The following is a 26727-nucleotide window of genomic DNA, read 5'->3' as shown; positions in this document are numbered from 1 at the left end:
ATGAGCATGGTTGAAGTGAAAGTCCCGGATATCGGCGACTTCAAGGAAGTCGAAGTCATCGAGCTGATGGTCAAGGTGGGCGACACGATCAAGGTTGACCAGTCGCTGGTGACCGTTGAATCGGACAAGGCATCGATGGAAATTCCTTCGTCGCAAGCGGGCGTGGTCAAGGAAATCAAAGTGAAGGTCGGCGACAAGGTGGCGGAAGGCTCGCTGCTGCTGATCGTTGAAGCATCCGGCGCCGCCGCTGGCGCTGCCCCTGCAGCCGCCGCTCCAGCCGCCGCCGCTCCGGCTGCCGCTCCTGCCGCGGCACCAGCGCCTGCTGCTGTTGCTGCGCCCGCGCCGGCCGCAGCATCCGCTGGCCCGGTCGAGGTGAAAGTCCCCGACATCGGCGACTTCAAGGAAGTGGAAGTCATCGAAGTGCTGGTCAAAGTTGGCGACACCATCGCCAAGGACCAGTCCCTGGTGACTGTCGAATCCGACAAGGCTTCCATGGAAATCCCGTCGTCGCACGCCGGCGTGGTGAAGGAAGTGAAGGTCAAGGTGGGCGACAAGGTCGCTGAAGGCTCCCTGGTGCTGATCGTCGACGTAGTCGGCGGCGCCAGCGCGCCGGTCGCGGCAGCGCCTGCGCCAGCAGCGGCTCCGGCAGCAGCTCCAGCAGCAGCACCGGCCGCCGCAGCCCCGGCTCCTGTCGCGGCCCCTGCGGCCGCAGCGGCGCCGTCCGCGCCTGCTGTCAATGGCAAGCTGGCACACGCCTCTCCATCCGTCCGCAAGTTAGCCCGCGAACTGGGCGTCGATGTGACCCGCGTCGGCGGCACCGGCCCGAAAGGCCGCGTGACCCAGCTGGACGTGCAGAACTACGTCAAGGGCATCATGTCCGGCGCTGCAGCGGCACCAAACGCGGCACCAGCCGCCGCTGGCGGTGGTGCCGGCATGAACCTGCTGCCATGGCCATCGCTGGACTTCAGCAAGTTCGGCGAAACCGAACTGTCCCCGCTGCCGCGCATCAAGAAAATCTCCGGCCCGAACCTGCACCGCAACTGGGTAATGATCCCGCACGTGACGCAGTTCGAAGACGCCGACATCACCGACCTGGAACAGTTCCGCGTCGACAGCAACAACGCGAACGCCAAGAACAAGGATGCCGTCAAGCTCACCATGCTGGCGTTCGTGATCAAGGCCTCGGTGACCGCGCTGAAGAAATTCCCGACCTTCAATTCGTCCCTGGACGAGAAGGGCGAGAACCTGATCCTGAAGAAGTACTACAACATCGGCTTCGCCGCCGACACGCCGCAAGGCCTGGTGGTACCGGTGGTGAAGAACGCCGACCAGAAGTCGGTGACCCAGATTGCCAAGGAAATGGGCGAACTGTCGCTGGCCGCGCGCGAAGGCAAGCTGAAGCCGACCGACATGCAGGGCGCCTGCTTCACCATCTCGTCGCTGGGCGGCATTGGCGGTACCGCCTTCACCCCGATCGTGAACGCACCGGAAGTGGCGATCCTCGGCCTGTCCAAGTCCTCCATGAAGCCAGTATGGGACGGCAAGCAGTTCGTGCCGCGCCTGATGCTGCCATTGTCGCTGTCCTACGACCACCGCGTGGTCGACGGCGCGTCCGGTGCACGCTTCGCTGCATACCTGGCCGAAGTGCTGGCCGATATGCGCAAGATCCTGCTGTAAGGAGGCCACGATGATCGAAGTTAAAGTACCGAACATCGGCGACTTCAAGGACGTTGAAGTGATCGAGCTGCTGGTCAAGGTTGGCGACACCGTCAAGGTCGACCAATCGCTGGCCACCGTGGAATCCGACAAGGCATCGATGGAGATACCATCGACCCACGCAGGCGTGATCAAGGAATTGAAGATCAAGGTTGGCGACAAGGTGAGCGAAGGCTCCGCGCTGATGGTGCTGGAAGAAGCTGCGGGTGCAGGCGCCGCACCGGCTCCTGCCGCTGCGCCTGCACCTGCAGCTCCGGCGGCCGCACCGGCTGCGCCTGCGGCTGCACCGCAAGCTGGCGGCTACGCCGGCCAGGTCGACATCACCTGCGACATGATGGTCCTGGGTGGCGGCCCAGGCGGCTACTCCGCCGCCTTCCGCTCCGCAGACCTGGGCATGAACACCGTACTGGTCGAGAAATACGCGACCCTGGGCGGCGTTTGCCTGAATGTCGGCTGCATCCCGTCGAAAGCCCTGCTGCACCTGGCAGCGGTGGTCGACGAAACCAGCCACATGGCCAAGAACGGCGTCACCTTCGCCAAGCCGGCCATCGACATCGACCAGGTGCGCAGCTACAAGGATGGCGTCATCAAGAAGATGACCACCGGCCTGGCCGGCATGGCCAAGATGCGCAAGGTGAACGTAGTGCAGGGCGTGGGCCAGTTCCTCAGCCCGAACCACATTGAAGTCAGCGCAGCAGACGGCAGCAAGAAAGTGGTCCAGTTCAAGCAAGCCATCATCGCCGCCGGTTCCAGCGTGGTGAAGCTGCCGTTCGTCCCGGAAGACAAGCGCATCGTTGACTCGACCGGCGCCCTCGAACTGCGCTTCATGCCGAAGAAGATGCTGGTCATCGGCGGCGGCATCATCGGCCTGGAAATGGCAACCGTATACAGCACCTTCGGCGCTCGCATCGACGTGGTCGAAATGATGGACGGCCTGATGCAGGGCGCCGACCGCGAGGCCGTCAAGGTCTGGCAGAAGTACAACGAGAAGCGCTTCGACCGCATCATGACCAAGACCAAGACCGTTGGCGTGGAAGCGCTGCCGGAAGGGATCAAGGTCACCTTCGAAGCCGCCGAAGCTGGCGCCACCGCACCGGAACCGCAGTTGTACGACATGGTCCTGGTTGCAGTCGGGCGCAGCCCGAACGGCAAGAAGCTGGCCGCCGACAAGGCCGGCGTGGTCGTCACCGACCGTGGCTTCATCAACGTCGACAGCCAGATGCGCACCAACGTCCCGCACATCTTCGCCATCGGCGACATCGTCGGCCAGCCGATGCTCGCGCACAAAGCCGTGCACGAAGCGCACGTCGCCGCCGAAGCGGCCCACGGCGAGAAGGCCTACTTCGACGCCAAGATCATCCCATCGGTGGCCTACACCGATCCGGAAGTGGCATGGGCCGGCATCACCGAAGACGAAGCCAAAGCCAAGGGCATCAAGGTCGAGAAGGGCCACTTCCCATGGGCAGCCAGCGGCCGCGCCGTTGCGAACGGCCGTGACGAAGGCTTCACCAAGCTGCTGTTCGATGCAGAGACCCACCGCATCATCGGCGGCACCATTGTCGGCACCCACGCCGGCGACATGATCGGTGAAATCGCCCTGGCCATCGAAATGGGCGCCGACGGTGTGGATATCGGCAAAACGATCCACCCGCACCCGACGCTGGGCGAATCGATCGGCATGGCCGCAGAAGCCTACGAAGGCGTCTGCACCGACCTGCCCCCGCCACGCAAGCGCTAAAGCAACATCTGTCCACTCGGGGTCAGGAACCGGGTGGACATTCTTTGCAGATGGTCAACGCGCAGCTTCGGCTGCGCGTATTCTTTGTACGGTCTTTGTTGAAACCTTGAAGTGGCTGGCGATCTCCGCCAGGCTATACATCCCCGTGCGCAGTGCATCGGCGATAGCCTGCTGGGTGGCTTGCTTGCCGAACGCATCGGGCAGTTGCGGCACAAGCGGTTTTCGCACCGCCCCCGCAAAGACGAATTCACAATACCTGCGCATGCGCTCCGGCTCGTTGTCGCCTTGAAAACGATTGCGCGTGCTTCCCGTATCGAGCCATGGCGGCGCCGGCACCAAGCCGGCCGTTGCCCTGTAATTACTCCAGCGCCAATCTGCCACACTGTGAACCAGTCCAGCGCGCACCGGATTCAAGGTGATGTAGCGCGCCAGTTCAAGAAAATGCGTTTCCTGCTCCAGCAGCACGGAGTGGAAGCGCCCCTGCAGCACATGACCCGTCAGCCCATGCCGCACATTGAACTGCTGTGAATACACGCAATTCAGGAAATGCATGCTGTCAGACAGGTTGGCGAGCGGCGTTTCCAGCAGCAAATGATAGTGGTTCGGCATCTGGCAATAGGCGTGACAGATGAAGCCGAAGCGGTCGGCGGCACGCTCGACGAGGCTATGCCACGTCAGGTAGTCGAGGTCGTCGAGGAAGATGTTCGCCTTGCGGTTGCCGCGTGCGGTGACGTGGTAGAAGGCGCCTGGAAATTGGGTGCGGAGTGGCCGGCTCATGAACCGACGATAGCACCGCAGGAATTGTGCGAACTGATTTACATCAGAAGGCTGGCGGGATTGCGGTCAGGAACAAAATGTCCGATTCGTTCCTGACCCCGGGTGGACATTACTTCTGGTTGCGGTATTGTTCGAAGTGCTGGCTGTAGTCGTTCCAGTTGTCGTCGAACATTTTGCTGAATTGGTCCATGAAGTAAGCCTTGGCTTCTTCTTTCTTGCCGTTGTAGGTTTCCAGGTCGCCCTGGGCGCGGGCTACCAGGAAGATGTTGTAGCGGGCGGCTGCGAACATCAGGCTGGCGCCGACCAGTTGTGGCGCGCCTTTGTTGCTGTTTTCGTGGGCGTTGGCCAGTGCAATATAGGCGTCGATGTTTTCGAAGAATTTCTGGTCGTCGTTCTGCTGCTGTTGGGTTGCTTGTTCGCTCATGATTTACTACCAATAAGTTGATACTAGGGGTGGGCATCGTGACACAGGAAGCGCCTGGCTGCAATAAAAAACCGGGCTTTTGCCCGGTTTGTTGTTAGCTCGCTATGAAGCGCTCGGGGATTTCGATGCCGCCGCTATTGGCAGCTTCTGCATAGGCCTTCAGTTCATTGATCGCGGCGTCCAGGTGCTCTTTGTTGGGGTTTGCCTGGAAACCTTTGATGCGCTCGTTGATCGTGGCGATTTTCCTGCTCCATTCGAGCCGATCGACCTTGCTCATACAACCTCCCACTTTAATTATGTTCTTGAGGAGATCAGTATCCGGCAGCTAGTCGGTGGGCCACCGTGCGCTAGCGCACATAGGCTGCCGCGCACGCTTAAGGTGCACTTAACGCTTGACGACACCATGCAGGAACAGGTCGATGCCTTGCTCGATTTCCTCCGGCGTGGTGGCCACGCCGCAGCGCGACTCGAACAGGAAACGGCGCAACTGGTCGCCCATCAGGCAGTTCATCAGGTAGATCGCCAGGCGCTCCGGCGGCGAATTGGTATCGAGTTGGGCAGCGATATCGGGACGGGCGAAATAGCGCGCCAGCAGCTCGCGCGTCTGGCGCGGGCCGGCATCCCAGAAGGCTTCGGCCAGGTCGGGATTGGCGTGGGCTTCGGCCACCACGATCTGGTACAGCGCGGTCGCTTCGGGCGTGCTGACCAGGCGATGGAAACGCAAGCCGAATTCGCGCAGCGTGTCGCGGATAGGGCGGTGCAGGGTTTCCATCCCGGCCGGGTCGAAGGCGCCGGCGCGGTAGCGCAGCAGGATGGCCTTCAGCAGGCCGGCCTTGCCGCCGAACTTCACATAGATGGTGCGCACGGCAACCCGTGCTTCCTTGGCAATGGCTTCCAGGCTGACCTTGCCATAGCCCTTTTCGAGGATCAGCCGCGCGGCCGTATCCAGCAGGTCATTCAGGCGCGCTTCGGCCTCGGCGGCCTTGGGGCGACCGGCTTTGACTGGCTCAGTAACTTGTTCAAGAGACATGATTGAAAACCGTACGTAATGCCCGAAGGCTAACAGATAGCCCCCACTTTATGCCAAATAAAAATGAAATGCAATCGTTTCATTTCTTGACTTCGGTCATTGTTTGACGAATAATGCACACGACTCATTTCATTTTCAGGGAGCTTCCCACCATGTCCCAGCACAACCCAGCCGAACAAAAAGTGCTCAGCGCCGTGCCAGAGGCCGCGCCAACCACCACGCCTGCCGCTACTCCTCCCAACCGTCGCGTTCTTGTGATCGCCGGCCTGATCGCCCTGGCAGCCCTGGCTGCGGGTGGCCGCATGTGGTACCGCGGCCAGCACTATGTGGAAACGGAAAACGCCTACGTGGCAGGCCACGTGCATCCGGTGTCTTCGCGCATTTCGGGCGTGGTGACCAAGGTGCTGGTGGATGACAACCAGTTCGTGAAAGCAGGCGACGTGATCGCCGAACTCGATCCCTTCGACCAACAGGTCAAGGTGGAGCAGATCCAGGCGCAGATCGCCAGCGTGCAGCAGCAGGTGCTGCAGGCCGACGCCCAGATCGCCCAGGTGAACGCCCAGGCCAGCGCCGCTGCCGCCCAGGTGGCACAGGCGCAAGCCAACCAGCTGCGCGCTGCGCAGGACGCCGAGCGCTACGGCCAGCTGTTCACCAGCCAGATGAAGGCTGTGTCGAAAGCCGAACTGGATGCCGCCAACGCAGCCCGCGCCAGCGCCACTGCCGACGTGGCAGCGCGCAAGGACAGCGCCGTGGCGGCGAAAGCGCAAATCGGCTCGGCCACCTCCGCCCGTGAAGTGTTGAAGGCGCAAGTCAAGGTGCTGCAAGTGCAGTTGAAAGACGCGCAGCAGCAACTGGCATACAACCGCATCGTCGCTCCGGTCGAAGGCCGCGTCGGCAAGCGCGCCCTGGAAGTGGGCCAGCGCGTACAGCCGGGCCAGCAACTGGTGGCCCTGGTGCAGGACAATGTTTGGGTTACCGCCAACTTCAAGGAAACCCAGCTTGCCGACATGCGCGTAGGCCAGGAAGTGAGCCTGAGCATCGATGCCTTGCCGGGCAAGGAGTTGACGGGCCGCGTCGACTCCTTCTCGCCAGCCTCCGGCGCGCAGTTCGCACTGCTGCCGGCCGATAACGCCACCGGCAACTTCACCAAGATCGTGCAGCGCGTGCCGGTCAAGATCACCTTCAAGCCGGAAGACCTGAAAGCCTACGAAGGCCGCCTGGTGCCGGGCATGTCCGCCATCGCTGAAGTCAGCATCAAGTCGAACGCAAAATGAGCGACTCGATGATCGTGCCTGAGGGCCGGGTATCCGGCCGCACCTGGATCGCGGTCGCTGCGGGCATGCTGGGCGCCTTCATGGCGGTGCTGGACATCCAGATCACCAACTCCTCGCTGCGCGACATCCTGGGCGCGCTGAACGCCACGCAGGAAGAGGGTTCCTGGATCTCGACCGCCTACCTGGTGGCCGAAATCATCGTGATCCCGCTGACGGCGCTGCTGACGCGCACCTTCGGCATGCGCGGTTACATGATGGGCACCACCGCGCTGTTCCTGGTGTTCTCGACCCTGTGCGGCGCTGCCTGGAACCTGGAAAGCATGATCCTGTTCCGCATGATGCAGGGCTTTACCGGCGGCGCACTGATCCCGATGGCGATGACGCTGGTGATGGCCAAGCTGCCCGCCTCCAAGCGCGCGGTCGGCATGGCGATCTTCGGCCTGACCGCAACGCTGGCGCCCTCCATGGGCCCGACCCTGGGCGGCTACCTGAGCGAGCTGTATGGCTGGCCTTCGATCTTCTACATCAACTGGGTGCCGGGCCTGCTGCTGATTGCCGGCGTGGCGTATGGCCTCGACCACGAAGAGCGCAAGCTCAGCGAGTTGTTCCACGCCGACTGGCTGGGCATTGCCTTCATGGCGCTGGGCCTGGGCTGCCTGACCATCTTCCTGGAAGAGGGCAATAGCAAGGACTGGTTCGAATCGGGTTTCATCATTGCCTTTGCCGGCCTGTCGATCGTCGGTCTGCTGGGCTGGGTGCTGACCAGCGCGATGCGTCCGCAACCCTTCGTCAACCTGGGGCTGTTCGCGCAGCGTAACTTTCTCGTTGCGTCGGCGCTGGCTGCGGTGATGGGCATGGGCTTGTACGGCTCGTCCTTCCTGCTGCCGCTGTACCTGGGGCAGATCGCCGGCTACTCGCCGATGCAGATCGGTGAAGTGATCATGTGGGCCGGCTTGCCGCAGCTGTTCATCATGCCGTTCGCGGCCAAGCTGTCGATGAAGGTCGACAACCGCATCCTGTGCTCGATCGGCCTGGGGCTGTTCGGCGTGTCCTGCATCATGAATGCCTACATGGACGCGACCACCGGCTACGACCAGCTGCTGCTGTCGCAAGTGGTGCGCGCGCTGGGCCAACCGTTTGTCATGCTGACGCTGTCGAACTTTGCGATGAATGGCATTGCGCCAAAAGACACCGCATCCGCTTCGAGCCTGTTCAACATGATCCGCAACCTGGGCGGCTCGATCGGCATCGCCCTGCTGGCAACCCAGCTGACGCAGCGCGAACACTTCCACTCGGCCCGCCTGGGCGAGGCCGTGAACAGCTTCTCCGCCGCGACCCAGCTGCGCCTGGACCAGTTGACGCAATCGTTCATCGGCAAGGGCTTCGATCCGGTCACCGCATCGGACAAGGCGCTGAAGGCGGTTGACGGCATCGTGCGGCGCGAGTCGTTTGTGATGGCTTACAACGACGGCTTCCTGATCGTGGGTGCGATCCTGCTGTCCTGCATCCTGATCCTGTGGCTGTCCGACAAAGTGAAATCCCCTTCGGGTGGCGGCTCCGGCGCGCATTAAAAAGAATTGAGGTAAATAGTATGAACATCAAGATGATTGCAATGGCAGTTGGCGCGGCAGCGGTGCTGGCCGGCTGCGGCACCGTGGGTAGCGACTTCAAGGCACCTGCCGGGATGCCGGAACAGGCCTTCCGCCATGCGCCGCAAGGCGCGGCCGGCGAAGCCCAACTGCCGTCGCAATGGTGGACCGTGTTCAGCGACGACACGCTGAACCGGCTTGAACACCAGGCCCTGCGCGACAGCCCGACCGTCAAGGCGGCGGCGCAGCGCCTGTTCCAGGCCGAAGCGCAACTGGGGCTGGTGAAAGCCAGCCAGTTGCCGTCCGTGACGCTCAGTACCGGCGTATCGAATTCGCGTACCTCGGCCAATACCTCGCAAGGTATCGCGCTGGGCCACCGCTCGATCCACGGCAACAACTACTCGGTCGCGGCAGGCTTCTCGTATGAGCTGGACCTGTTCGGCCGCGTACGCCGCGCCGTGGAGTCGGCCGACGCGCAAGCGCTGGCGGCCAGCCATGACCGCGACGGCGTGCTGCTGCTGCTGTCGTCCCAGATCGCCACCAGCTACTGGCAATTGCGCGGCCTGGATGCCGAAATGGCGATCCTGCGCGGCGCACTGGCCACCCGCAAGGAGACTGAGGAACTGGTGAACGCCCGCTTCAACGCCGGCCTGTCGAATGAACTGGACACCTCGCGTGCCCGCATCGAACGCGCGAATGCCGAAGCCGACCTGGAAGAAGTCCAACGCCAGCGCAATACGCTGGAACATGCGCTGGCGGTCCTGGTGGGCGCCTCGCCGTCGTCGATGCAGCTGGAGCCGGCACCTGCCACCGAAATGCCGGCACCGCCGGTCATTCCATCCGGCCTGCCGGCCAAGCTGCTGGCCAATCGCCCCGACCTGGCAGCCAGCGTCGCCACCGTGCGCGCGACCAATGCCAACGTCGGCGTAGCGGAAGGCGCGTTCTACCCATCGGTCAGCCTGACCGGCAACTTCGGCTATGCCTCGGAAAGCCTGAGCGACATCGCCAAAGGCGGCTCGCGCGCCTTCAGCTTCGGCCCGCTGGCACTGTCGCTGCCGCTCCTGGACGGCGGGCGCAACCAATCCAACCTGACGGTCGCCAAAGCCCGTTACGAAGAAGCGCTAGCCAACCACGAAGGCAAGCTGCTGACGGCATTGCGTGAAGTGGAAGACGCCCTGTCCGACGTGCAGCAACGCACGCAGCAAGGCAAGGTCCAGGCCACTTCCCGCGAAGCCGCCACCCGCGCCTATGACGTCGCCCGCGCCCGATACGAGCGCGGCATCAGCACCTACCTCGACGTCACCGACGCCCAGCGCAGCGCCCTGGCCGCCGACCGCGCCGCCGTGCAAATCAACACCCAGCGCCTGCTGGCCACGGTCAGCTTCGCCCGCGCCCTCGGCGGCGGCTGGCAAGCCCCTTAACACTTAAAACTTGAAAGTCGGGGTCAGCTCTGGCAACCGGACATTTATTCCGCTGGCGGAATAAATGTCCGGTTGCCAGAGCTGACCCCGACTTTTTAATTGCTAGGGCCGAGGCGGGTGAGCATGAAGTCGATGAAGCTGGTCAGCTTGGGGGTGGGCTGGCGGTCGCGGGGGTAGAGCAGGTGCATGGGGCGCGGCGTGGGCAGGTAGGCGTCCAGTACGCGCACCAGGCGGCCGGCGGCGATGTCTTGCGCCAGCGCGGTTTCAGCCTGCATGGTCAGGCCGAAGCCTTTTAACGCTGCCTGCTTCAGCGCGTAACTGTTGTTGGCGCGCAGGCGGCTCAATGGGACGTGGCGGGCGTCCTTGTCGCCTGTCAGCCGCCAGCGCGCTTGCGGCACCCAGCCGCTGAATTCCAGGCATTCGTGCTGCGCCAGGTCGTTGGGTACTTGCGGTACGCCCCGCTTGGCGAGGTAGTCGGGCGCGCCGCAGATCACCACGCCATAGGGCCGCAGCGGGCGCGCGACCAGCGACGAGTCTTCCAGCGTGCCGATGCGCACCGCGATGTCGAAGCCTTCTTCCACCATGTCGATCATGCGGTCGTTCAGGCTCAGCTCCACGCTGACTTCGGGATACATTTCGAGGAAGTCGGGGATCATCGGACTGAGCCACTCCATGCCGAACGAGACTGCTGCCGTCACCTTCAATACGCCGCGTGGCGCCACGCGCATGGTTTCGGCCAGGCTTTCGGCGGCGCCGATCTGGGCCAGGATCGCGCGGCATTGCTCGGCATACTGGCGCCCGATCTCTGTCAGCGATTGGCGCCGCGTGGTGCGCGTCAACAGGGCTGCGCCGAGCCTTTGTTCCAGCTCGCGCACGTGCTTGCCGACCATGACGGCGGAGATCCCGAAACGCTCGGCCGCCGCTGTGAAGCTGCCGCTGTCGACGGCGGCGACAAATACCTCCATGCTGCGTAATTTGTCCATTGCTAACTATGGGTTTGTAATTATCTAAATAATAGCTCATTTATTCCTGTGGTGACGGAGCGCATACTGGCTTCACTTCGAAACCCAACAGGAGAATCAACATGAAGAAAATCATCGTTATCGGCGCATCGGGCACCCTCGGCAAGGGCATCGTGGAACAACTGGGCTTGCGCCATGAAGTGATCACTGTGGGCCGCAACAGTGGCCAGTACCAGGTCAAGATCGAGGATCCGGCTTCGGTGCGGGCGCTGTTCGAGAAGGTTGGCAAAGTGGACGGCGTGGTGGTCGCTGCCGGCGACCTGCATTTCGGTCCGCTGGCCGAGATGACCGCACAGCAGTTCCAGCTTGGCCTCAACTCCAAACTGATGGGGCAGGTGAACGTGGCCCTGGCCGCGCAACAATACCTGAACGATGGCGGTTCGATCACCCTGACCAGCGGCAGCATTTCGGAAAATCCGATCCGCTTCGGCGCCAACGCCAGCACCGTCAACCGCGCGGTGGAAGGCTTTGTGTTGGGCGCGGCGATCGAGCTGCCGCGCGGCCTGCGCATCAACGTGATCAGCCCGACCCTGGTCGATGAGTCGGTGGAAACCTACGGCCCATACTTCTACGGCATGGAAACCGTGCCGGTGAAACGCGCGGCCCTGGCCTACAGCCGCAGCGTGGAAGGCGCGGAAAACGGCAAGACCTACCGCGTGTGGTAATGCGTACGGTCCTGGTCATTGGCGGCACCGGCACCATCGGCAGCGCCGTGGTGCGGGAGCTGGGCAAGCGTCATCGCGTGATCACCGCCGGCCGCAGCAGCGGCGACCATCGTGTGGCCATCGAAGATATCGATTCGGTGCAGGCCTTGTTCGCGGCAACTGGCAGGGTGGACCACGTGGTGGTGGCTGCGGGTGCGCTCCACGTCGGTCCCTTGGGAGCGATGACGCACCAGCAGTTCCGCGTCGGCCTCGATTCGAAGCTGATGGGGCAGGTGAACGTGACCCTGGTGGCGCAGCACGCGCTGAACGATGGCGGCTCGATCACCTTGACCAGCGGCGTCGATGCGCACAACCCGCTGCGGGGCTGCGCCAATACGGTAGCCGTCAACAACGGCATCGAGGGCTTCGCCAGCGGCGCGGCAATCGAGCTGCAGCGAGGCTTGCGCATCAATGTGGTGAACCCTTCGCTGCTGGAGGAGTCGGCGGAACAATTCGAGTCGCTGTTTCATGGCTTAGAGACCGTTCCAGCCAACCGCGTAGCCCGTGCCTACAGCCGTTGCGTGGAAGGTGCGGAATCCGGAAAAACTTACCGCGCCTGGTAGACGCAGGCATACAATGTGGCCTTCCTTTTAACTGTAGAGAAAAGGCCACATGAAAAACCTCCTGACCCCGCTGGTGCTGGCGCTTGCCAGCGCCTCCGCTGCCGCTGCTCCGGCCGATGTCGCCGAGCTGCAGAAGATGACCAAGCGCTACGCGCCGGTGCAACTGAAGGCTGACACCTCGCATCTTTCCGCCGGCGATCGCCAGGCGATCAAGAAACTGATCGAAGCAGCGAAGCTTGTCGATACCCTGCAACTGCGCCAGCGCTGGTCGGGCAACGAGGCCTTGTACGCCGCGCTGCAAAAGGACCGGTCGGCGCTGGGCAAGGCGCGCGCCGAGTACTTCTGGCTGAACAAAGGCCCGTGGTCCATCCTCGACGAGCACAAGTCTTTCCTGCCTGCGGACGTAGCGGGCATCAAGGTGCCCGGCCATAAGCCGGCCGCCGCCAACTTCTATCCGGAAGGCGCCAGCAAGGAGGAGGTGGAGGCGTGGATCAACGGCCTGCCTGCCGCGCAGAAGCAGGAGGCGCAGTGGTTCTTCACCACCATCCGCAAGGGCGATGACGGCAAGTTCAAGATCGTCAAATACTCGGATGAATACAAGCCGGAGCTGCAAAAGCTGTCCAAGCTGCTGAAGGAGGCCGCTGCCGCCACCAGCAACGCTTCGCTGAAGAAGTTCCTCGACCTGCGTGCCGATGCCTTCCTGTCCAACGATTACCTGCCTTCCGACTTCGCCTGGATGGACCTCGATTCCCCGGTCGACGTCACCATCGGTCCATACGAGACCTATAACGACGAACTGTTTGGCTACAAGGCCGCTTTCGAAGCCTATGTGAATATCCGCGACGATAAGGAAACGCGCAAGCTGGACTTCTTCGCCAAGCATATGCAGGAGCTGGAAGACAACCTGCCGGTCGATGCCAAATATCGCAATCCGAAGGTAGGCGCCGTGGCGCCGATGGTGGTGGTGAACCAGGTCTACGGCGCGGGCGACGGCAATATGGGCGTGCAGACCGCCGCCTACAACCTGCCGAACGACGAGCGCATCATCAGCCAGCGCGGCTCCAAGCGCGTGATGCTGAAGAACGTGCAGGAAGAGAAGTTCAAGGCCACGCTGACCCCGATCGCCAAGCTGGTGCTGCGTCCCTCGGACCAGAAGGACCTGGACTTCAACTCCTTCTTTACCCACATCCTGGCGCATGAAATCACGCACGGCCTGGGCCCGCACATCACCAAGGTGGGTGCCACGGAGTCGACTCCGCGCCAGGATCTGAAGGAAGCCTATTCCACCATCGAGGAAGCGAAAGCCGATATCACCGGCCTGTTCGCCCTGATGTACATGATGGAGAAGGGGCAACTGAACGACACGTTGGGGCAGGGGGAAGCGGCGGAGCGCAAGCTTCACACCACCTTCCTCGCTTCGGCATTCCGCACGCTGCACTTCGGCCTGACCGACTCGCACGCGCGCGGCATGGCGATCCAGGTCAACTACCTGCTGGATCAGGGCGGCTTCGTTTCGCACGGCGACGGCACCTTCTCGGTCGACTTCAAGAAGATCAAGCAGGCGGTGATCGATCTCGACCGCGAGTTCCTTACGATCGAGGCGACCGGCGATTACGCGCGCGCCAAGGACATGATGGCGAAGTACGTCGTCATCCGTCCTGACGTGCAGAAGGCCCTGGACAAGATGAAGACAGTCCCGAATGACATTCGCCCATCTTTCCCGACTGCCAACTCCTTGCTGGCAAAATAAGCTTGTCGACTAGCTCAGCCAAAATTTTGTAACAGCGCAGAAACTCCGGTAACAGCTTGCCGTAAGGCATGTATAGTTGTAGCCAGTTACCGGAGTTCTGTTATGAAGCTGAGCCTGCCAATCCTGCTGTCCTTCTTCGCCGCCACTGCCGGCGCTGCTCAGCTTACCGAAGCCGAAACGCGCTGGCTGCAAGCTGGTGCTCCCGTGTTGGCTTACGCCAAACAGGAACTCAAACTCCCGATTGATATTGTGGTCCAGCCGCAAGCCGGCCCGAACGATGTGCCCCTGGCCATGGGCTTTGCCGATGGCCGCTGCAAGCTGGTGTTCTCCATGCGCGGCAATCCGCAGGCGGAACAAGTGTTGTCCGGTGTCCCTGCTGAACAACAGAAAGTCCTGATCGAAGCCATGACGGCGCACGAAGTGGGGCATTGCTGGCGCCAGGCGCAAGGCAGCTGGCATGTCTTGCCGGCCGGCTTTGTGGAAGGCCCGCTTGAGCAGCTCGACAATCCGGAACTGCAAGCCTTGTCGAAAGCCATGCGCGACACCCGTCGCGAAGAGGCCTTCTCCGACCTGGTGGCGCTGGCCTGGACGCAGCGTGCAAACGCTGCGCAATACGACCAGGTGCACGCCTGGTTGATGCAGGTGCGCCAGCCTGTCGAGCATGGATCGCACAATACGCGGGCTTGGTTGCAACTTGCTGCCAATGCTGCTGTGTTCTCCAGCGAACATAACCCCTTCGAACAGGCACGCGTGCTGTGGGGGAAAGGCTTGCTTAAGGACGAGCAATAACGCAACTGTGTTCGGTCGCGCACAGAAAATAGTTCCCAGGAGGCGTTTAATCGCCATGCAAACCATCCTAAAGGGGACTAACCATGAAGAAAATCCTGTGTATTTCGCTGGCTGCCCTGTTCAGTACTTCGTTCGCTGTTGCGCAGGCTGCCGATAACGACGCCTACAAAGCAGCCAAGGACAAGGCTGAATCTGACTACAAGGTTGCCAAAGACAATTGCAAGAGCATGAAGGGCAATGCTGAAGACGTCTGCAAAGAGGAAGCCAAGGTAGCCGAAGCGCGCGCTATCCTTGATGCGACCAAACAGCACCAGAACACGGCCAAGGACGTGGACAAAGCCCAGCGCAAACTGGCCGATGCCGAGTATGACCTGGCTAAGGAACGTTGCGACGACATGAGCGGCTCGGCAAAATCGGCCTGCAAGTCCGACGCCAAGTCTTCCCATAAAACCGCACTGGCCAACGCCGGCACCACCAGCACCACGGCTGCGGTAGCGCAGAACACGCGTGAAGCCGGCACCAACCTGGCCAACACCACGCGCGACGCCACCGCCGACACCCGCGCTGCGGCACGTGAGGCCACCGCCGACACGCGCACTGCGATGTCCGACACCATGATCACCACCAAGGTCAAGGCTGAATACGCAGCCGATCCGCTGGTGAAAGCCATGGACGTTCACGTGGAAACCCAGAAGGGTATCGTCATGCTGAGCGGCTTCGTGCCATCCAAGGCAGAAGCTGACAAAGCGATCGCACTGGCCCGCAAGATCGAGGGCGTGCAGGAAGTGAAATCTTCCCTGCAAATCAAGAAATAACGGCGCCTTGCGTCGATGAAGAGCCGGCCGCGCGCCGGCTTTTCTTTTGGCTTGCATTAATGACGATCATCATTTAACATGATTCGCATGATTGCCCATACCCTCTCCCAGCGGTTGCAACGCCGCGGCATCCACTACGCGTGGGTCATCGTTGCCTTGACCTTCCTCACCGGACTCGCCTCGTCGGCCGCTCTCGGTTTGCCGGGCGCGCTGCTGCAGCCGTTGAGCAAGGAATTCGGCTGGGGCGTCGACCAGATTTCGTCCGCGCTGGCCGTGCGCTTTGCGCTGTTTGGCTTGATGGGGCCTTTCTCCGCGATCCTGCTGGAGCGCTTTGGCTTGCGCAAAGTAGTGGTGGCGGCGCTAAGCCTGATCACGGTCGGCTCGCTGCTGGCGCTGTGGATGACGCAGTTCTGGCACCTGGTACTGCTATGGGGCGTCATGCTCGGCGTGGGCTCGGGCATGACCGCGCTGGTCCTGAGCGCGGTGGTGTCCAACCGCTGGTTCGAAACGCGACGCGGCCTGGTGGTCGGCTTGCTGACGGCCAGTTCGGCAACGGGGCAGTTGGTCTTCCTGCCTGTGGGAGCATGGCTGGTGGAGCATTTCGGCTGGCGCATGGCAGTGCTGCCGGTGCTGGCAGCTTGCGGCCTGATTGCTGTTGCCGTGTTCTTCCTGATGCGCGATCGCCCTGCGGACGTGGGCCAGGCGCCGTTCGGTGCAATCCAGCCTGCAACGGCGCCCGCCGCACCGATGGCGATCGGCTTCTCGACCCCGTTCCGCATCTTGCGCGAAGCTTCCGGCAGCGCCGTGTTCTGGCTTCTGGCCGGCAGCTTCTTCATCTGCGGCCTGAGTACCAATGGCCTGATCCAGACCCATTTCATTTCCTTGTGCGGAGATGCCGGCCTGGGGCCGGTGCCCGCCGCTTCCGTATTGGCGACGATGGGCGCCTTCGACCTGATCGGCACGCTCCTTTCCGGTTGGCTGTCGGACCGCTACGACAACCGCAAGCTGCTGTTCTGGTATTACAGCTTGCGCGGCCTGTCGCTGCTGTGGCTTCCGTATTCGGAGTTCACGCTGTATGGCCTGTCGATCTTCGCCATGTTCTATGGCCTGGACTGGATCGCCACTGTGCCGCCGACCGTGCGCCTGGTCGCAACGACCTTCGGCAAGGAGAAAGCCGGCATGGTGTTCGGTTGGATTTTTGCCGCCCACCAGTTGGGCGCTGCGGTCGCGGCGTACGGCGCAGGGCAGGTGCGTACGTTGCTGTTGACTTACAACCCGGCGCTGTTCACGGCGGGCGCTGCCTGCCTGGTGGCCGGCCTGATGGTGCTGGCGATCCGGCTGCGGCCCGCCGCCGCAGCGGCGCCGGTCGCCGCCGGCAGCGCTGCATGAACGATCAGGACTGGGCGAGGATCGCCAGGCTGATGCCGATGCCGGCGAGCCACACCAGGGTGCGCAGCGTGGCCAGGTTGCTGATGTAGATGATGCTGTAGGTGACGCGAATCAGGACGAAGGACATCGCGAGGATGTCGATGCGGTCCTGGTTGGCGTGCGCCTGTTGCGCGAGGATGACGGCAGCGATGAACAGCGGCAGTGCTTCAAAGCCGTTCAGGTGCGCGGCGTGGGCGCGTTTCATCCAGCCGGCCTGGCGGCTGGCCCAATCGCGCGGAGCGGCGTTGTCGTAACGATCCTTGCCTGCGACCGAGGCGACTTTCGGCGTCAGCGCGACCATCATCGGCAGCAGGCAGGCCGCGGCGATACACCAGTTTGCAACCGTCATCTTCTACTTCTCCTTTTATTGAAGGTATTTGGCGAGCCAGCCGTGTACTTCGCTATAGAAGTAGCGGCTGTTTTCGCCTTTCAGTACCCAGTGGTTTTCGTCCGGGAATACTACCAGCTTGCTTGGCGTATTCAAACGCTGTTGTGCTGCGAAGTTCATCAGCGCGTTGTTGACCGGTACGCGGTAATCCAGTTCGCCCACGGTGATCAGGATCGGCGTCTTGAAACCGGTGCCTTTCTCGTGGTTCGCACCTTGCATGATCGGGCTTTGCTCGCGCCACACGGGCAGGTTGCTCCACACCGGGCCGCCGCCATTGACTTCGCGGCCGTAGATGCTGTCGCTGGTACCCCACTGCATCACCAGGTCCATCTCGCCGGCATGCGACACGATGGCCTTGTAGCGGGTGGTGGTGGCTTGCAGCCAGTTGGCCAGGTGGCCGCCATAGCTTGCGCCGCCCGCCGCCAGTTTGCTGCTGTCGATGAACGGATACTTCCTGATCGCTTCATCGACCGCCCAGTTGATTTCGTCGCCCGGGCCTTTCAGCGGATCGTGCTGGATCGAACGCGCGAACTCTTCGCCGTAGCCGGTGGAGCCCTTGTAGTCGGTCAGCAGCACCACATAGCCCGGCTTGGCCAGCAGGTGGTAGTTCCAGCGCAGCACGAACTGGTCGCGCCACATGTTTGCCGCGCCGCCGTGGATCACCGCGAACAGCGGGTACTTCCGGTTCGGGTCAAAGCCGGCCGGCTTCACGATCATATTGTGGATCTGGCGGCCGTCCGGAGTCTTGAACCAGAAGTGCTCGGGCGCTTGCCAGTCGATGGCTGCGGCTTTCTCCACGTTGAAAGAAGTCAGGCGCTTGGGCGTGCCGTTGAAGGAGTAGATCTCCGGCGGGTTGATGGCCGACTCCCATACGCCCACCAGCGCCTTGCCGCCGGCGTTCAGGGAGTTGATGGAGCCGTTCGGCAGCGATGGTTCTTCGCGCTTGTCGCCGCCGGCGTAGTTCATCGAATTGACCTTTTCCAGGCCGGCATGCTCGAAGGAGTAGTAAATGCGCTTGCCGTCGCTTGGCAGGGCGATGCGCGAGATCGAGCGGTCCAGGTCCTGGGTCAGGATCTTCGGCTGTGCATTGTTGACAGGCCAGGCAAAGCTCGCCAGGCGGGTCAGGTCGTAGACCTTGTTCGGTACTTCTTCCTCGGTCAGCGCGAGGAGGGTCCTGCCGTCGGGGGAAAAGCGCAGGTCGTGGTAGCTGCGGCCATCCTTGGTCAGCTGGGTCGGCTCGCCGCCCGCCAGCGGGACGCTGTAGATCTGGGTAAAGGTCGAGGCGCGTGCGGCTTGGTCGCGGTTGGTGGAAACGGCGAATACCACTCCTTTGCCATCCGGCGTCCAGACCGCGTTGACGGATTGGCCGTCGTCGCCTTGGCTGCCGCCAAAGCCCGGCAGGTCGGCCAGCTTGCTGCCAGCCAGGATGTCGCGCGGCTTGGCGTCCGGCTGCGCATCCATCACGAACAGGCGCACCTTTTTGTCGTCCAGCCATTTGTCGAAGAAGCGCGGCGGGAAGGATTCGTAGGCACGCGCGCTGTACTTGCGGTCCTTGCGCTCCTTGGCGGCTTTCTTCACCGCGTCCTCGTCGGCGGTACCGGGGAAGATTTCGCTGACGAACAGGACCTGCTTGCCGTCCGGGCTCCACTTCGGCATGCGTGCACCCAGCGTCAGGCTGGTCATGCGTTGCGCTTCGCCGCCGCTGGCCACGTCGATGCGGTAGATCTGGGGCGCTTCGTCCCCCTCGCGCTTGGCGACGAACAACAGGAAGCGGCTGTCCGGCGACCAGGCGTGCGCGGATTCGCCGCTCTTGCTGAAGGTCAGGCGGCGCGGTGCGCTGTCGTCCGCCAGCGACTTGATCCAGATGTCGGACCATTGCTCCTTGCTGTCGTAGGCGGGATCGGTGACCGAAAAGACGGCCCATTTGCCGTCCGGGCTGGGCTGCGGCGCGCCGACGCGCTTCATCAGCCACACGTCTTCGTGGGTGATGGCGTGCCTGGTCGGTTCAACCGCAGCCGCCTGGGCCAGGCCGGCGCCGAGGATCAGCAGGGAAGTGAGCTGGGGGAGGAGTTTAGTTGCAATCATTGCACGGGATTGGTTGATTCAATGGAGCGAAGATAGTGGGGAATCGACCGCTCCATGTCAACCGGCTGTTACTTGGCTGATACAAAGGCCGCGCGTGGTAGACTCGCGGCCCATGAATTCCATCCTCGCATTGAAACTGTTCCTGGTTCCTTCCCTGATCTATGCCGTTACGCTGGCCGGCCGGCGCTGGGGGCCCGCGGTGGCGGGCTGGCTTTCGGCCTTCCCGATCGTGGCGGGGCCGATCTTGTTGGCGATTTCGCTGGAGCAGGGCGCGGGGTTTGCCGCCACTGCGGCGGAAGGAACCTTGATGGCGGTGTTGGCAATGATCGTCTTTAGCCTGGCGTATGCGTGGGCATCGGGCCGGATGGGCGTTGCGGGAGCGATGCCGGTCGCGCTGGGCGCCTGGGCGCTGGCGGTGGCAGGCTTGCAATCGTTTCGGCTGCCGTTGCCGTTCGCCGCGCTCGCGGTTGTCGCAGCGTTGCTGCTCGCACCGCGCTTGTTTCCCGCGCGTTCCGGCTGCGCAGCCCCGTCAGGCCCGGGCACGACGGGCACAATGCGCACCACGCAGCCTGTTCGCCGCGCTGGCGACCTGCCATGGCGCATGCTCGCTGGCGCGGTGCTGGTGATGTCCGTCAGCGCAGCGGCGGCCGGGCTGGGCCCGCGCCTGAGCGGCTTCTTCGCCATGTTCCCGGTGATGGGCACGGTATTGGTGGGGTTCACCCACGTGCAGGCCGGCCGCGACAGCGCCGTGCAACTGCTGCGCGGCACGATGCTGGGCTACTTTGCCTTCGCGGCCTTCTGCGTGGCGATTTCGCTGCTGCTGCGCGCGCAGCCGGTGGCGGTATCGTTTTTCTGCGCTTTTGTGTTCGCGCTGACTATCCAGCTGCTGGCGAAAGCCGCATCGTCAAGGCGCCAGGCGACATGACAAAGCCGTGGTATTCCTCGCTGTCGCCTTCGACGGACACCAGCTCGAAGCATCCTAGCAGGCAGGCCATGGCCACCTTGATTTCCAGCAGCGACAGGTAGCGACCCGGACAAAGGCGCGGCCCGGAGCCGAACGGCATCGCCAACTGGCGCGCGCTGCTGCCATCCAGCCAGCGTTGCGGGTCGAAGTCCGCGGCATTGCGCAGCTTCGCTTCGGCCACGCTGTCATGGCGCAGTACGCACCACACCACGCTGTCTTTCGGCACATGCACATCGCCCACTACGCAGTCGCGATTGGCCTGCAGCGGAATGAACGGCGCCGGCGGCTTGAGGCGCATCGCTTCGTGGGCACAGGCGTCGATGTATTCCAGTTGGTCCATCTGCTCGATGGTGAAGCCTGAAGGATCGGGTGCCACGCGCCGTACTTCCTCCAGCGCACGCTGCAGTGCCGCGGGGTGGCGCGACAGCAGCCAGATCAGCCAGGACAAGGCGCTCGAGGTGGTGTCTTCGCCCGCCAGCAGCATGGTGCTGACATTGCCGACCACTGCGGCATGGTCGATGCCGCTGCCTTCCTGGTCGGCCGCAGCCAGCATCGCTTCCAGCATATTCTGCGGCCGCTCGGCGCGTGAAGGATCGTCGCGCATGCGCTGGCGCGCCTTGGCGATGAAGCCGTTGGTTGCCTCGCGCATGGCCAGCACCGCGGCCTCCAGCTTGCGGTCGTAAGGCAGCTTGATGTAGCGCCAGTAAGGAACCGGCAGCAGCGATCGGCGCGCCGTGCCTTCCATGATCAGTTCAAGCTGCTGCTGCACCACGTCGTCGCCATGCTCGATGGTGTTGACCTCCTCGCCGAAAGCCAGGCCTGCGATCACATCCACCGTGTAGCGCTTCAGGTCCGCATTCAGCGCGATCGGCCGGCCTGCCTGCGCCGCCTGCGCCCAGCGCGCCTGCAGCCGGGCGCCGACGCGTGCCAGCAAAGGGAAATAAGCCTTGATGGCATGCGGCGCAAAGGCCTGCATCACCATCTTGCGCTGGTTGCGCCAGAGCGCGCCCTCGGCCAGGAAGACACCGCGCTCGCCGCCCATTTCATCCGATACCTGGGCCGTGACGTCGGGCCGCCTGAAGCCGTCGGGCCGGTCGCGCAATATGCCGCTGACCAGCGTAGCATCGGCAACGACCAGCGCCTGCGCGCGGCCTATGCTCATGCGGAACAGCGAACCGTATTGCTGCGCCAATGCCTCGACGTCGGCATGCACCTTGCGCGGCCGGAGCTGCAAGACATTGCCGAGGAAGGGCAGCCCCTTGGGGCCGAGCAGGTCGGAAAGTTGGCGCAGCGCGCCGGTCGTTGGGGCGGTCGTGGTATCCATGGTGGCCAGTATGCGCCGGGTGTGCGGCGCGGTCTTGAACATTTGCGACATCGCGCTACAATGCTGAGCATGTTGCCAATCAGTAAATTCATCGCGCCGCGCCGTTCGCTGGCCTCCTGCCTGCGAGCGATCGTCGTGCGCAACACGGTCGGCTGCGAACTGCCCGCTGCGCAGCGCCTGAACCGCTATCCGGCGACCGGGTTTCCCGTCCTGTTCCTGCAACTGGTGGGCGCGTCCGTGATGGTCGAGCCGCCCATGCCGGACCTGGCCTGTCCTGAAGGTGGCGTTCTCCTGTCCGGCGCGTGGACAGGCCCGACGGTTTCCGCCAATCCCGGGCCCACGCATTTCATGACGGTGCTGTTCTTCCCCGAAGCGCTGCACCGCCTGACGGGCATTGATATGAGCACTATTGTCGACCAATTCCAGCCGCTGGACGCATTGCTCGACAGCGATTGGCAGCAACTGGCGGCGCAGATGCTCGCCGCAGCCGACGACGAAGCGCGCGTTGCCTTGCTTGAGGAGTTTCTTGAGCCGCGCTGGCGTTCCGTGCGCGCCGACAGCAGCGTCGACGGCGCAGTGGGCGACTGGGTGCGCCGCCTGGAAGGACAGGCGGCCGCCGCAGGTATCGGCCGCAGCGTACGCATGGCCGAACGCCGCATCCGCGCATGGGCGGGCCAGCCGCTGCGCCGCCTGCGCCGTTCCTATCGCGCCGAGCAGACTTTCATTGCAGCGCGCGACGCCGCATTGAAAGGCAAGGTTTCGCTGGGCGACATGGCGCAACTGGGCGGCTATTCCGACCAGTCGCACATGAGCCGCGAAGCGCGCGAGATCAGCGGGCTTAGCCCGTCGGAGATCCTGCGCCGCGGCCTGGAAGACGAAACCTACTGGGTCTACCGCATCTGGAACTAGCCGCGCTGCGCCATTCGCTATAATCGTCTGGCCATGACAGATTTTGACGACGACGAACAGTTGGTGACTGAGCTGGGCCTTGCAGCCCGCGGCATCGAACTGGCAAAGCAGGAAGGCCGCGTATTCCTGCGCTTCACGGGTTCTGTGGAGCTGGACGGCCTGCACATACCCTACGACCTGGTGCCGCAGCAAGGCGTGCTTGCCAAGCCATCCAAATGGCGCAAGCTGGAGCGCGAAGGGCGCGCATCCTTGTTGCTCGAACGCGGCAACGAAGCGGCCCAGGCCGCGCTGCACGCCGACGTCGTCGCCTTCGCCGCCGAACTGCGCGAAGAGTGCGATGATTACGGCATGCGGCCGATGGATTTTTTGCATGCGCTGGAAGACATGCAGACATCCGAGCCGGCCGGCATCGTGTTCGATCGTATCCGCCAGCGCCTGGAGCATGCGGTGGAACGTCATCGCGAAGAGCGCCATGCCGAACGCACGCGGCAAAGCATCAACCTGGCCGAATATCCGGATACCTTCGAGGTGGCGCGCCGCCTGCCGCGCAAATTCATCGCCGTGCTTGGACCGACCAACTCCGGCAAGACCCACAAGGCCATGGAAGCCCTGGCAAAAGCACGCAGCGGCGTTTATCTTGCGCCGCTGCGCCTGCTGGCGCTGGAAAACTACGAACGCCTGCAAGCTTCCGATCCCGACTTGAAGGTCAGCCTGGTGACCGGCGAAGAGCGCCGTATCGAAGAAGGCGCGACCCACGTCGCCAGCACGGTGGAAATGCTCGACACGCGCACCCCGGTCGAAGTGGCGGTGATCGACGAGATCCAGATGCTGTCCGACCGCGACCGCGGCGCAGCCTGGACGGCGGCCGTCTGCGGCGCGCCCGCGCGCACCGTCTACCTGGTGGGTGCGGCCGAGGCACGGCGCGCTGTGGAAGCCCTGGCCGAGCGCCTGGAATGCCCGATCGAGGTCCATATCCTGAAGCGCAAGGCGCCGCTGTCGATGGAGCCTTCCGCCGTGCGCAAGCTCAAAGGGCTGCGCAAGGGCGACGCCGTGATCGCCTTTTCACGTCGTGAGGTACTGATGTGGCGCGACATGGTGACCGAGGCCGGCCTGTCGGTCGCCACCGTGTACGGCAACCTGTCGCCGGAAGTGCGACGCGCGCAGGCCCAACGTTTTCGCGACGGCCACGCCGACGTGGTGGTGGGCACGGACGCCATTGCCATGGGCCTGAACCTGCCGATCCAGCGCGTGGTGATGACCACCACCGTCAAGTACAACGGTTACGAGGAAGAGGAAATCCCGGCTGCCCTGGCGCGCCAGATCGCCGGCAGGGCAGGGCGTTACGGCGTGCACGAGGAAGGCCATGTGGCCGGTTATGACGACGAGACGCACGGTGTCATGCGTTCGCTGCTGAAGGAAAAGCTGCCCCCGCTGAAAGCCACCGGCTTTGCCGTGGCGCCGACGCTGGAGCACCTGCACCGCATCGCATCCGTCACCGGCGAAGGTTCGCTGGCGCGGCTGCTGAAGCGCTTCGTCCACAATATCGACGTGCCGGATGGCTTCTTCTTCCCGCGCATCACGGAAGAGCAGTTCGAACGCGCGGAATGGCTCGACACCCTGCCGCTGGCGGTGGCCGACAAGTTCACCTTGTCGCTGGTGCCGATTTCTTCCAACGTGGTGACGCTGCAGAAAGCCTGGGAGCACTGGTGCGTGTCGCTGTCGCGCCAGCGCGTGACGCACCTGCACCCGGAGCAGAATCCGCTGCAGTGGATGAACCTGCAGGAGGCGGAGGACGCCTGCCGCCTGTATTCGGCCTATGCCTGGCTGGGCTACCGCTTGCCGGCGTTCTTCCCCGACGTGGCGCAAGCGCTGGAGCTATCGCGCGCCGCCTCGGAACGGGTGGACGGCATCCTGCAGGACCAGAACGCCGTTAACCGCCGTCGCCAGCCGAAGCGCTTCCGTTAGATTTGTGCGAAGCGCACTTGCACCTGCAGCCCGCGCCCTCCCTCGCCGTCAAGCAGTGCGACGCTGGCGCCGTTGCGCAGGGCGGCGTGTTGTGCGATGGCCAGGCCAAGTCCGCTGCCGGCCTGGGTCTGGCCGGGAATGCGATAGAAGCGCTCAAACACTTTAGCGCGCAGTTCGGGGGCGATCCCGGGCCCTTCGTCGCGGATCGCCAGCACCGGCGCCGGCTCCGCCGAAAGCGAGACGCGCACGCGGCCGCCGTCCGGCGAGTATTTGATGGCATTGCCGACGAGGTTATCGAGCAATGCGGCAATGCTCTCGCGATGCAGTGAAAGCCGGCATGCGCCGGGCGAGTCCAGTTCCAGTTCGACATTGCGTTGCATGGCCAATGGCGCGGCGTGCGCCAGCCGCTCGCGCAACAGCGGCACCAGGTCAACCGCTTGCGCGGCGCCGGCTTCGGCGTCATGGCGTGCCCGTTCCAGCGCCAGCAGCTGATGCACGGTATGCGTGGCACGCGCCACGCCTTGCCGCAGTCCGTGGTCGGCATCCTGCATGCGCGCGAGGTTGTCGCGATGGTTCAGTAGCAGGTGGGCATTGGCCTGGATCACGGACAACGGCGTCTTGAGCTCGTGCGCGGCGTCGGTCAGGAATTCCTTGTCGCGCTCGACGCGCTCGGTCAGGCGCTGCATCAGCCGGTTCACGGAGGTTGCCAGGGGTGCCAGTTCGCGGTAGCCGGAAGGCGGCAGTGGCTGCAAGTCGCTGCCGGAACGCTGTTCGATTGCCGTTACCATTGCTTGCAGCGGCTGCAGGCCGCGCCGCACGATCAGCCATGCCGGCAGCAGCAGGAAGGGCAGGCTGTAGAGCAAGGGCGCGAGGTAGTAGGCTGCGCCGGAACCGGTCAGCAGCCAACTGGTATCGTGCATGGCGTCGCGCCGCACGACAAGACCGGCAGCCGCATCGCGCTCCGTGTCTGCCGACCACTCGACGCCGAGCCGGGGACTGTCCGGACCGGGGAGGGCGAGGCTGCCGGGCAGGCCGCCTTCGGAGTGATACATGCGCTGACCATGCAGCCATACCTGTAGCACCACCGGCCTGGGCCAGTAATCGACTTCGCGCAGCATGTCGTAGCGCAGCTTTTCGATCTGGGTTGCCACGCGTGCCACCTCGGCCGGATCATGCGCGACCGAACGCAGGTTGAGCAGGATCTGGCGCGCCCAGCCACGGTTTTCCGCAGTTGTATGCCGTGCATGCAGCACTTTGGCTTCATACACCGCCAGGCCGACCACGCCCAGCCAGATCGCCAGCATCACCAGCAGGAAACCGCCCAGCAGGCGACGGAACAGGGAGCGCTGCGTCCTCATGGGGCAATCATGTAGCCGACACCGCGCACAGTGCGCACGCGCTGTTCGCCGATCTTCTTGCGCAGGTTGGACATGTGGACGTCCAGCGACTGGCTGTCGTTGCCGGCCAGAGCGCGATCCTCCAGCTCGGTACGCGTGACGACGCGGTCAGGTGCTTGCATCAACGCCAGCAAAAGGGAATATTCGGTGGGCGACAACGCAACTGGTTCGCCATCGCAGGTGGTAGCCTTGCGTCGTTCGTCAAGCGCGAGCGCGCCGGAAGTCCAAAGCCTGGTTCCTGCGGAAGCGCCGTGCGTGCGGCGCAGCACCGCGCGCAGGCGCGCCAGCAGCTCCGCCACATCGAATGGCTTGACGAGATAGTCGTCGGCGCCCGTTGCGAAGCCGGAAAGCCGGTCTTCCAGCGCATCGCGCGCCGTAATCAATACCACCGGCAGCTGGTCGCCGCTGCCGCGCAGTTCCTGCAACAGCGACATGCCGTCGCCGTCCGGCAGGCCGAGGTCCAGCACGGCGGCAGCAAAGCCGCCTGGCACCAAAAGTCGGCGCGCGTCGGCAGCCATGCGCACCCAGACAGCGTCAAAGCCATCGTCGAGCAGCACCGCTTGCAGCGCGCGGCCCAGTTCCAGGTCATCTTCTACGAGCAGGATTTTCATGGCTAAAGAGTGTAGCAGTACACGTGCTGCATGACCTTTAGGAA

General features: G+C 63.5%; 24 protein-coding genes. 14 read left to right on the top strand and 10 right to left on the bottom strand.

The window, feature by feature from the left end; all coding sequences use genetic code 11:
- Both aceF and lpdA read left to right on the top strand, forming a co-directional pair.
- Positions 1 to 1677 carry a dihydrolipoyllysine-residue acetyltransferase gene (gene aceF / locus BM269_RS21620; protein ID WP_090441883.1) on the top strand — a complete coding sequence of 559 codons (1677 nt, stop codon included), beginning with the start codon at positions 1 to 3 and terminating at the stop codon, positions 1675 to 1677.
- 10 nt (positions 1678 to 1687) lie between these two features.
- Positions 1688 to 3454 (top strand): dihydrolipoyl dehydrogenase, encoded by a 1767-nt coding sequence (lpdA, locus tag BM269_RS21615; RefSeq protein WP_090441880.1) that lies wholly within the window; start codon positions 1688 to 1690, stop codon positions 3452 to 3454.
- Between the two features lie 54 nt (positions 3455 to 3508).
- Here lpdA and BM269_RS21610 read toward each other — a convergent pair whose 3' ends face one another.
- The 4 genes from BM269_RS21610 to BM269_RS21595 all read right to left on the bottom strand — a co-directional run bounded on the left by BM269_RS21610 (position 3509) and on the right by BM269_RS21595 (position 5685).
- Positions 3509 to 4231, bottom strand: coding sequence for a transposase (locus BM269_RS21610; protein WP_090441877.1), 723 nt, complete (start codon positions 4229 to 4231; stop codon positions 3509 to 3511).
- A gap of 109 nt (positions 4232 to 4340) precedes the next feature.
- Positions 4341 to 4655 carry a DUF3144 domain-containing protein gene (locus BM269_RS21605; protein ID WP_090441874.1) on the bottom strand — a complete coding sequence of 105 codons (315 nt, stop codon included), beginning with the start codon at positions 4653 to 4655 and terminating at the stop codon, positions 4341 to 4343.
- 94 nt (positions 4656 to 4749) lie between these two features.
- A complete protein-coding gene (locus BM269_RS21600) occupies positions 4750 to 4932 on the bottom strand; it encodes a hypothetical protein (protein WP_055930340.1) in 183 nt (60 codons plus the stop codon).
- Positions 4933 to 5040: 108 nt separating this feature from the next.
- Complete coding sequence (locus BM269_RS21595) at positions 5041 to 5685, bottom strand: TetR/AcrR family transcriptional regulator (RefSeq protein ID WP_090441871.1); 645 nt, start codon at positions 5683 to 5685, stop codon at positions 5041 to 5043.
- Positions 5686 to 5837: 152 nt separating this feature from the next.
- Here BM269_RS21595 and BM269_RS21590 point away from each other — a divergent pair, with 152 nt between their 5' ends.
- Genes BM269_RS21590 through BM269_RS21580 form a run of 3 tightly spaced genes read left to right on the top strand, consistent with a single transcriptional unit; the run spans position 5838 to position 9969 of the window.
- Entirely contained in the window at positions 5838 to 6959 is a 1122-nt protein-coding gene (locus tag BM269_RS21590) for an HlyD family secretion protein (RefSeq protein ID WP_090441868.1), read from the top strand.
- Entirely contained in the window at positions 6956 to 8530 is a 1575-nt protein-coding gene (locus BM269_RS21585) for a DHA2 family efflux MFS transporter permease subunit (RefSeq protein WP_090441864.1), read from the top strand. The genes BM269_RS21590 and BM269_RS21585 overlap by 4 nt, the downstream gene beginning before the upstream one ends.
- Before the next feature lie 20 nt (positions 8531 to 8550).
- Complete coding sequence (locus BM269_RS21580) at positions 8551 to 9969, top strand: efflux transporter outer membrane subunit (protein WP_090441861.1); 1419 nt, start codon at positions 8551 to 8553, stop codon at positions 9967 to 9969.
- Positions 9970 to 10064: 95 nt separating this feature from the next.
- Here BM269_RS21580 and BM269_RS21575 read toward each other — a convergent pair whose 3' ends face one another.
- Positions 10065 to 10952, bottom strand: a complete 888-nt coding sequence (locus BM269_RS21575; RefSeq protein ID WP_090441858.1) for a LysR family transcriptional regulator — start codon at positions 10950 to 10952, stop codon at positions 10065 to 10067.
- Positions 10953 to 11053: 101 nt separating this feature from the next.
- Between BM269_RS21575 and BM269_RS21570 the strand changes: the two genes are divergently transcribed.
- The 6 genes from BM269_RS21570 to BM269_RS21545 all read left to right on the top strand — a co-directional run bounded on the left by BM269_RS21570 (position 11054) and on the right by BM269_RS21545 (position 17001).
- Positions 11054 to 11656 carry a short chain dehydrogenase gene (locus tag BM269_RS21570; protein ID WP_090441855.1) on the top strand — a complete coding sequence of 201 codons (603 nt, stop codon included), beginning with the start codon at positions 11054 to 11056 and terminating at the stop codon, positions 11654 to 11656.
- Positions 11656 to 12258 carry a short chain dehydrogenase gene (locus BM269_RS21565; protein WP_090441852.1) on the top strand — a complete coding sequence of 201 codons (603 nt, stop codon included), beginning with the start codon at positions 11656 to 11658 and terminating at the stop codon, positions 12256 to 12258. Before BM269_RS21570 ends, BM269_RS21565 begins: the two co-directional genes overlap by 1 nt.
- Positions 12259 to 12307: 49 nt before the next feature.
- Positions 12308 to 14008 carry a dipeptidyl-peptidase 3 family protein gene (locus tag BM269_RS21560; protein WP_090441849.1) on the top strand — a complete coding sequence of 567 codons (1701 nt, stop codon included), beginning with the start codon at positions 12308 to 12310 and terminating at the stop codon, positions 14006 to 14008.
- Positions 14009 to 14110: 102 nt separating this feature from the next.
- On the top strand, positions 14111 to 14797 hold the full coding sequence (locus BM269_RS21555) for a hypothetical protein (RefSeq protein ID WP_090441846.1): 687 nt from the start codon (positions 14111 to 14113) through the stop codon (positions 14795 to 14797).
- Positions 14798 to 14880: 83 nt separating this feature from the next.
- Complete coding sequence (locus BM269_RS21550; protein ID WP_090441843.1) at positions 14881 to 15612, top strand: BON domain-containing protein; 732 nt, start codon at positions 14881 to 14883, stop codon at positions 15610 to 15612.
- An 87-nt stretch (positions 15613 to 15699) separates the two neighbouring features.
- The gene (locus tag BM269_RS21545; RefSeq protein ID WP_090441988.1) at positions 15700 to 17001 is read left to right on the top strand and encodes an MFS transporter; all 1302 of its coding nucleotides are present in this window, start codon (positions 15700 to 15702) and stop codon (positions 16999 to 17001) included.
- A gap of 4 nt (positions 17002 to 17005) precedes the next feature.
- Here BM269_RS21545 and BM269_RS21540 read toward each other — a convergent pair whose 3' ends face one another.
- Both BM269_RS21540 and BM269_RS21535 read right to left on the bottom strand, forming a co-directional pair.
- The gene (locus tag BM269_RS21540; protein ID WP_090441840.1) at positions 17006 to 17389 is read right to left on the bottom strand and encodes an MAPEG family protein; all 384 of its coding nucleotides are present in this window, start codon (positions 17387 to 17389) and stop codon (positions 17006 to 17008) included.
- Positions 17390 to 17404: 15 nt separating this feature from the next.
- Positions 17405 to 19513: a dipeptidyl-peptidase 5 gene (locus BM269_RS21535; protein WP_090441837.1), complete on the bottom strand. Its 2109-nt coding sequence runs from the start codon at positions 19511 to 19513 to the stop codon at positions 17405 to 17407.
- 112 nt (positions 19514 to 19625) lie between these two features.
- Between BM269_RS21535 and BM269_RS21530 the strand changes: the two genes are divergently transcribed.
- Positions 19626 to 20438, top strand: a complete 813-nt coding sequence (locus BM269_RS21530; RefSeq protein WP_090441834.1) for a hypothetical protein — start codon at positions 19626 to 19628, stop codon at positions 20436 to 20438.
- Here the strand turns inward: BM269_RS21530 and BM269_RS21525 are convergent.
- The gene (locus BM269_RS21525) at positions 20389 to 21852 is read right to left on the bottom strand and encodes a cytochrome P450 (RefSeq protein ID WP_229204735.1); all 1464 of its coding nucleotides are present in this window, start codon (positions 21850 to 21852) and stop codon (positions 20389 to 20391) included. The two genes, BM269_RS21530 and BM269_RS21525, sit on opposite strands and share 50 nt — an antisense overlap.
- A gap of 18 nt (positions 21853 to 21870) precedes the next feature.
- Here BM269_RS21525 and BM269_RS21520 point away from each other — a divergent pair, with 18 nt between their 5' ends.
- Positions 21871 to 22710 carry a helix-turn-helix domain-containing protein gene (locus tag BM269_RS21520; protein WP_229204734.1) on the top strand — a complete coding sequence of 280 codons (840 nt, stop codon included), beginning with the start codon at positions 21871 to 21873 and terminating at the stop codon, positions 22708 to 22710.
- Positions 22711 to 22743: 33 nt separating this feature from the next.
- Positions 22744 to 24675 carry a helicase-related protein gene (locus BM269_RS21515; RefSeq protein ID WP_090441830.1) on the top strand — a complete coding sequence of 644 codons (1932 nt, stop codon included), beginning with the start codon at positions 22744 to 22746 and terminating at the stop codon, positions 24673 to 24675.
- Here BM269_RS21515 and BM269_RS21510 read toward each other — a convergent pair.
- Both BM269_RS21510 and BM269_RS21505 read right to left on the bottom strand, forming a co-directional pair.
- Entirely contained in the window at positions 24672 to 26033 is a 1362-nt protein-coding gene (locus BM269_RS21510) for a sensor histidine kinase (RefSeq protein WP_090441827.1), read from the bottom strand. The genes BM269_RS21515 and BM269_RS21510 overlap by 4 nt on opposite strands.
- A complete protein-coding gene (locus BM269_RS21505) occupies positions 26030 to 26683 on the bottom strand; it encodes a response regulator (protein ID WP_090441825.1) in 654 nt (217 codons plus the stop codon). The genes BM269_RS21510 and BM269_RS21505 overlap by 4 nt, the downstream gene beginning before the upstream one ends.
- Positions 26684 to 26727: the final 44 nt, after the last annotated feature.

It is taken from the genome of Duganella sp. CF458, from assembly GCF_900113115.1.
Classification (GTDB): Bacteria; Pseudomonadota; Gammaproteobacteria; order Burkholderiales; family Burkholderiaceae_D; genus Rugamonas.
The sequence above is the reverse complement of the archived record's forward strand: the minus strand, read 5'-3'. Positions and strand labels throughout refer to the sequence as shown.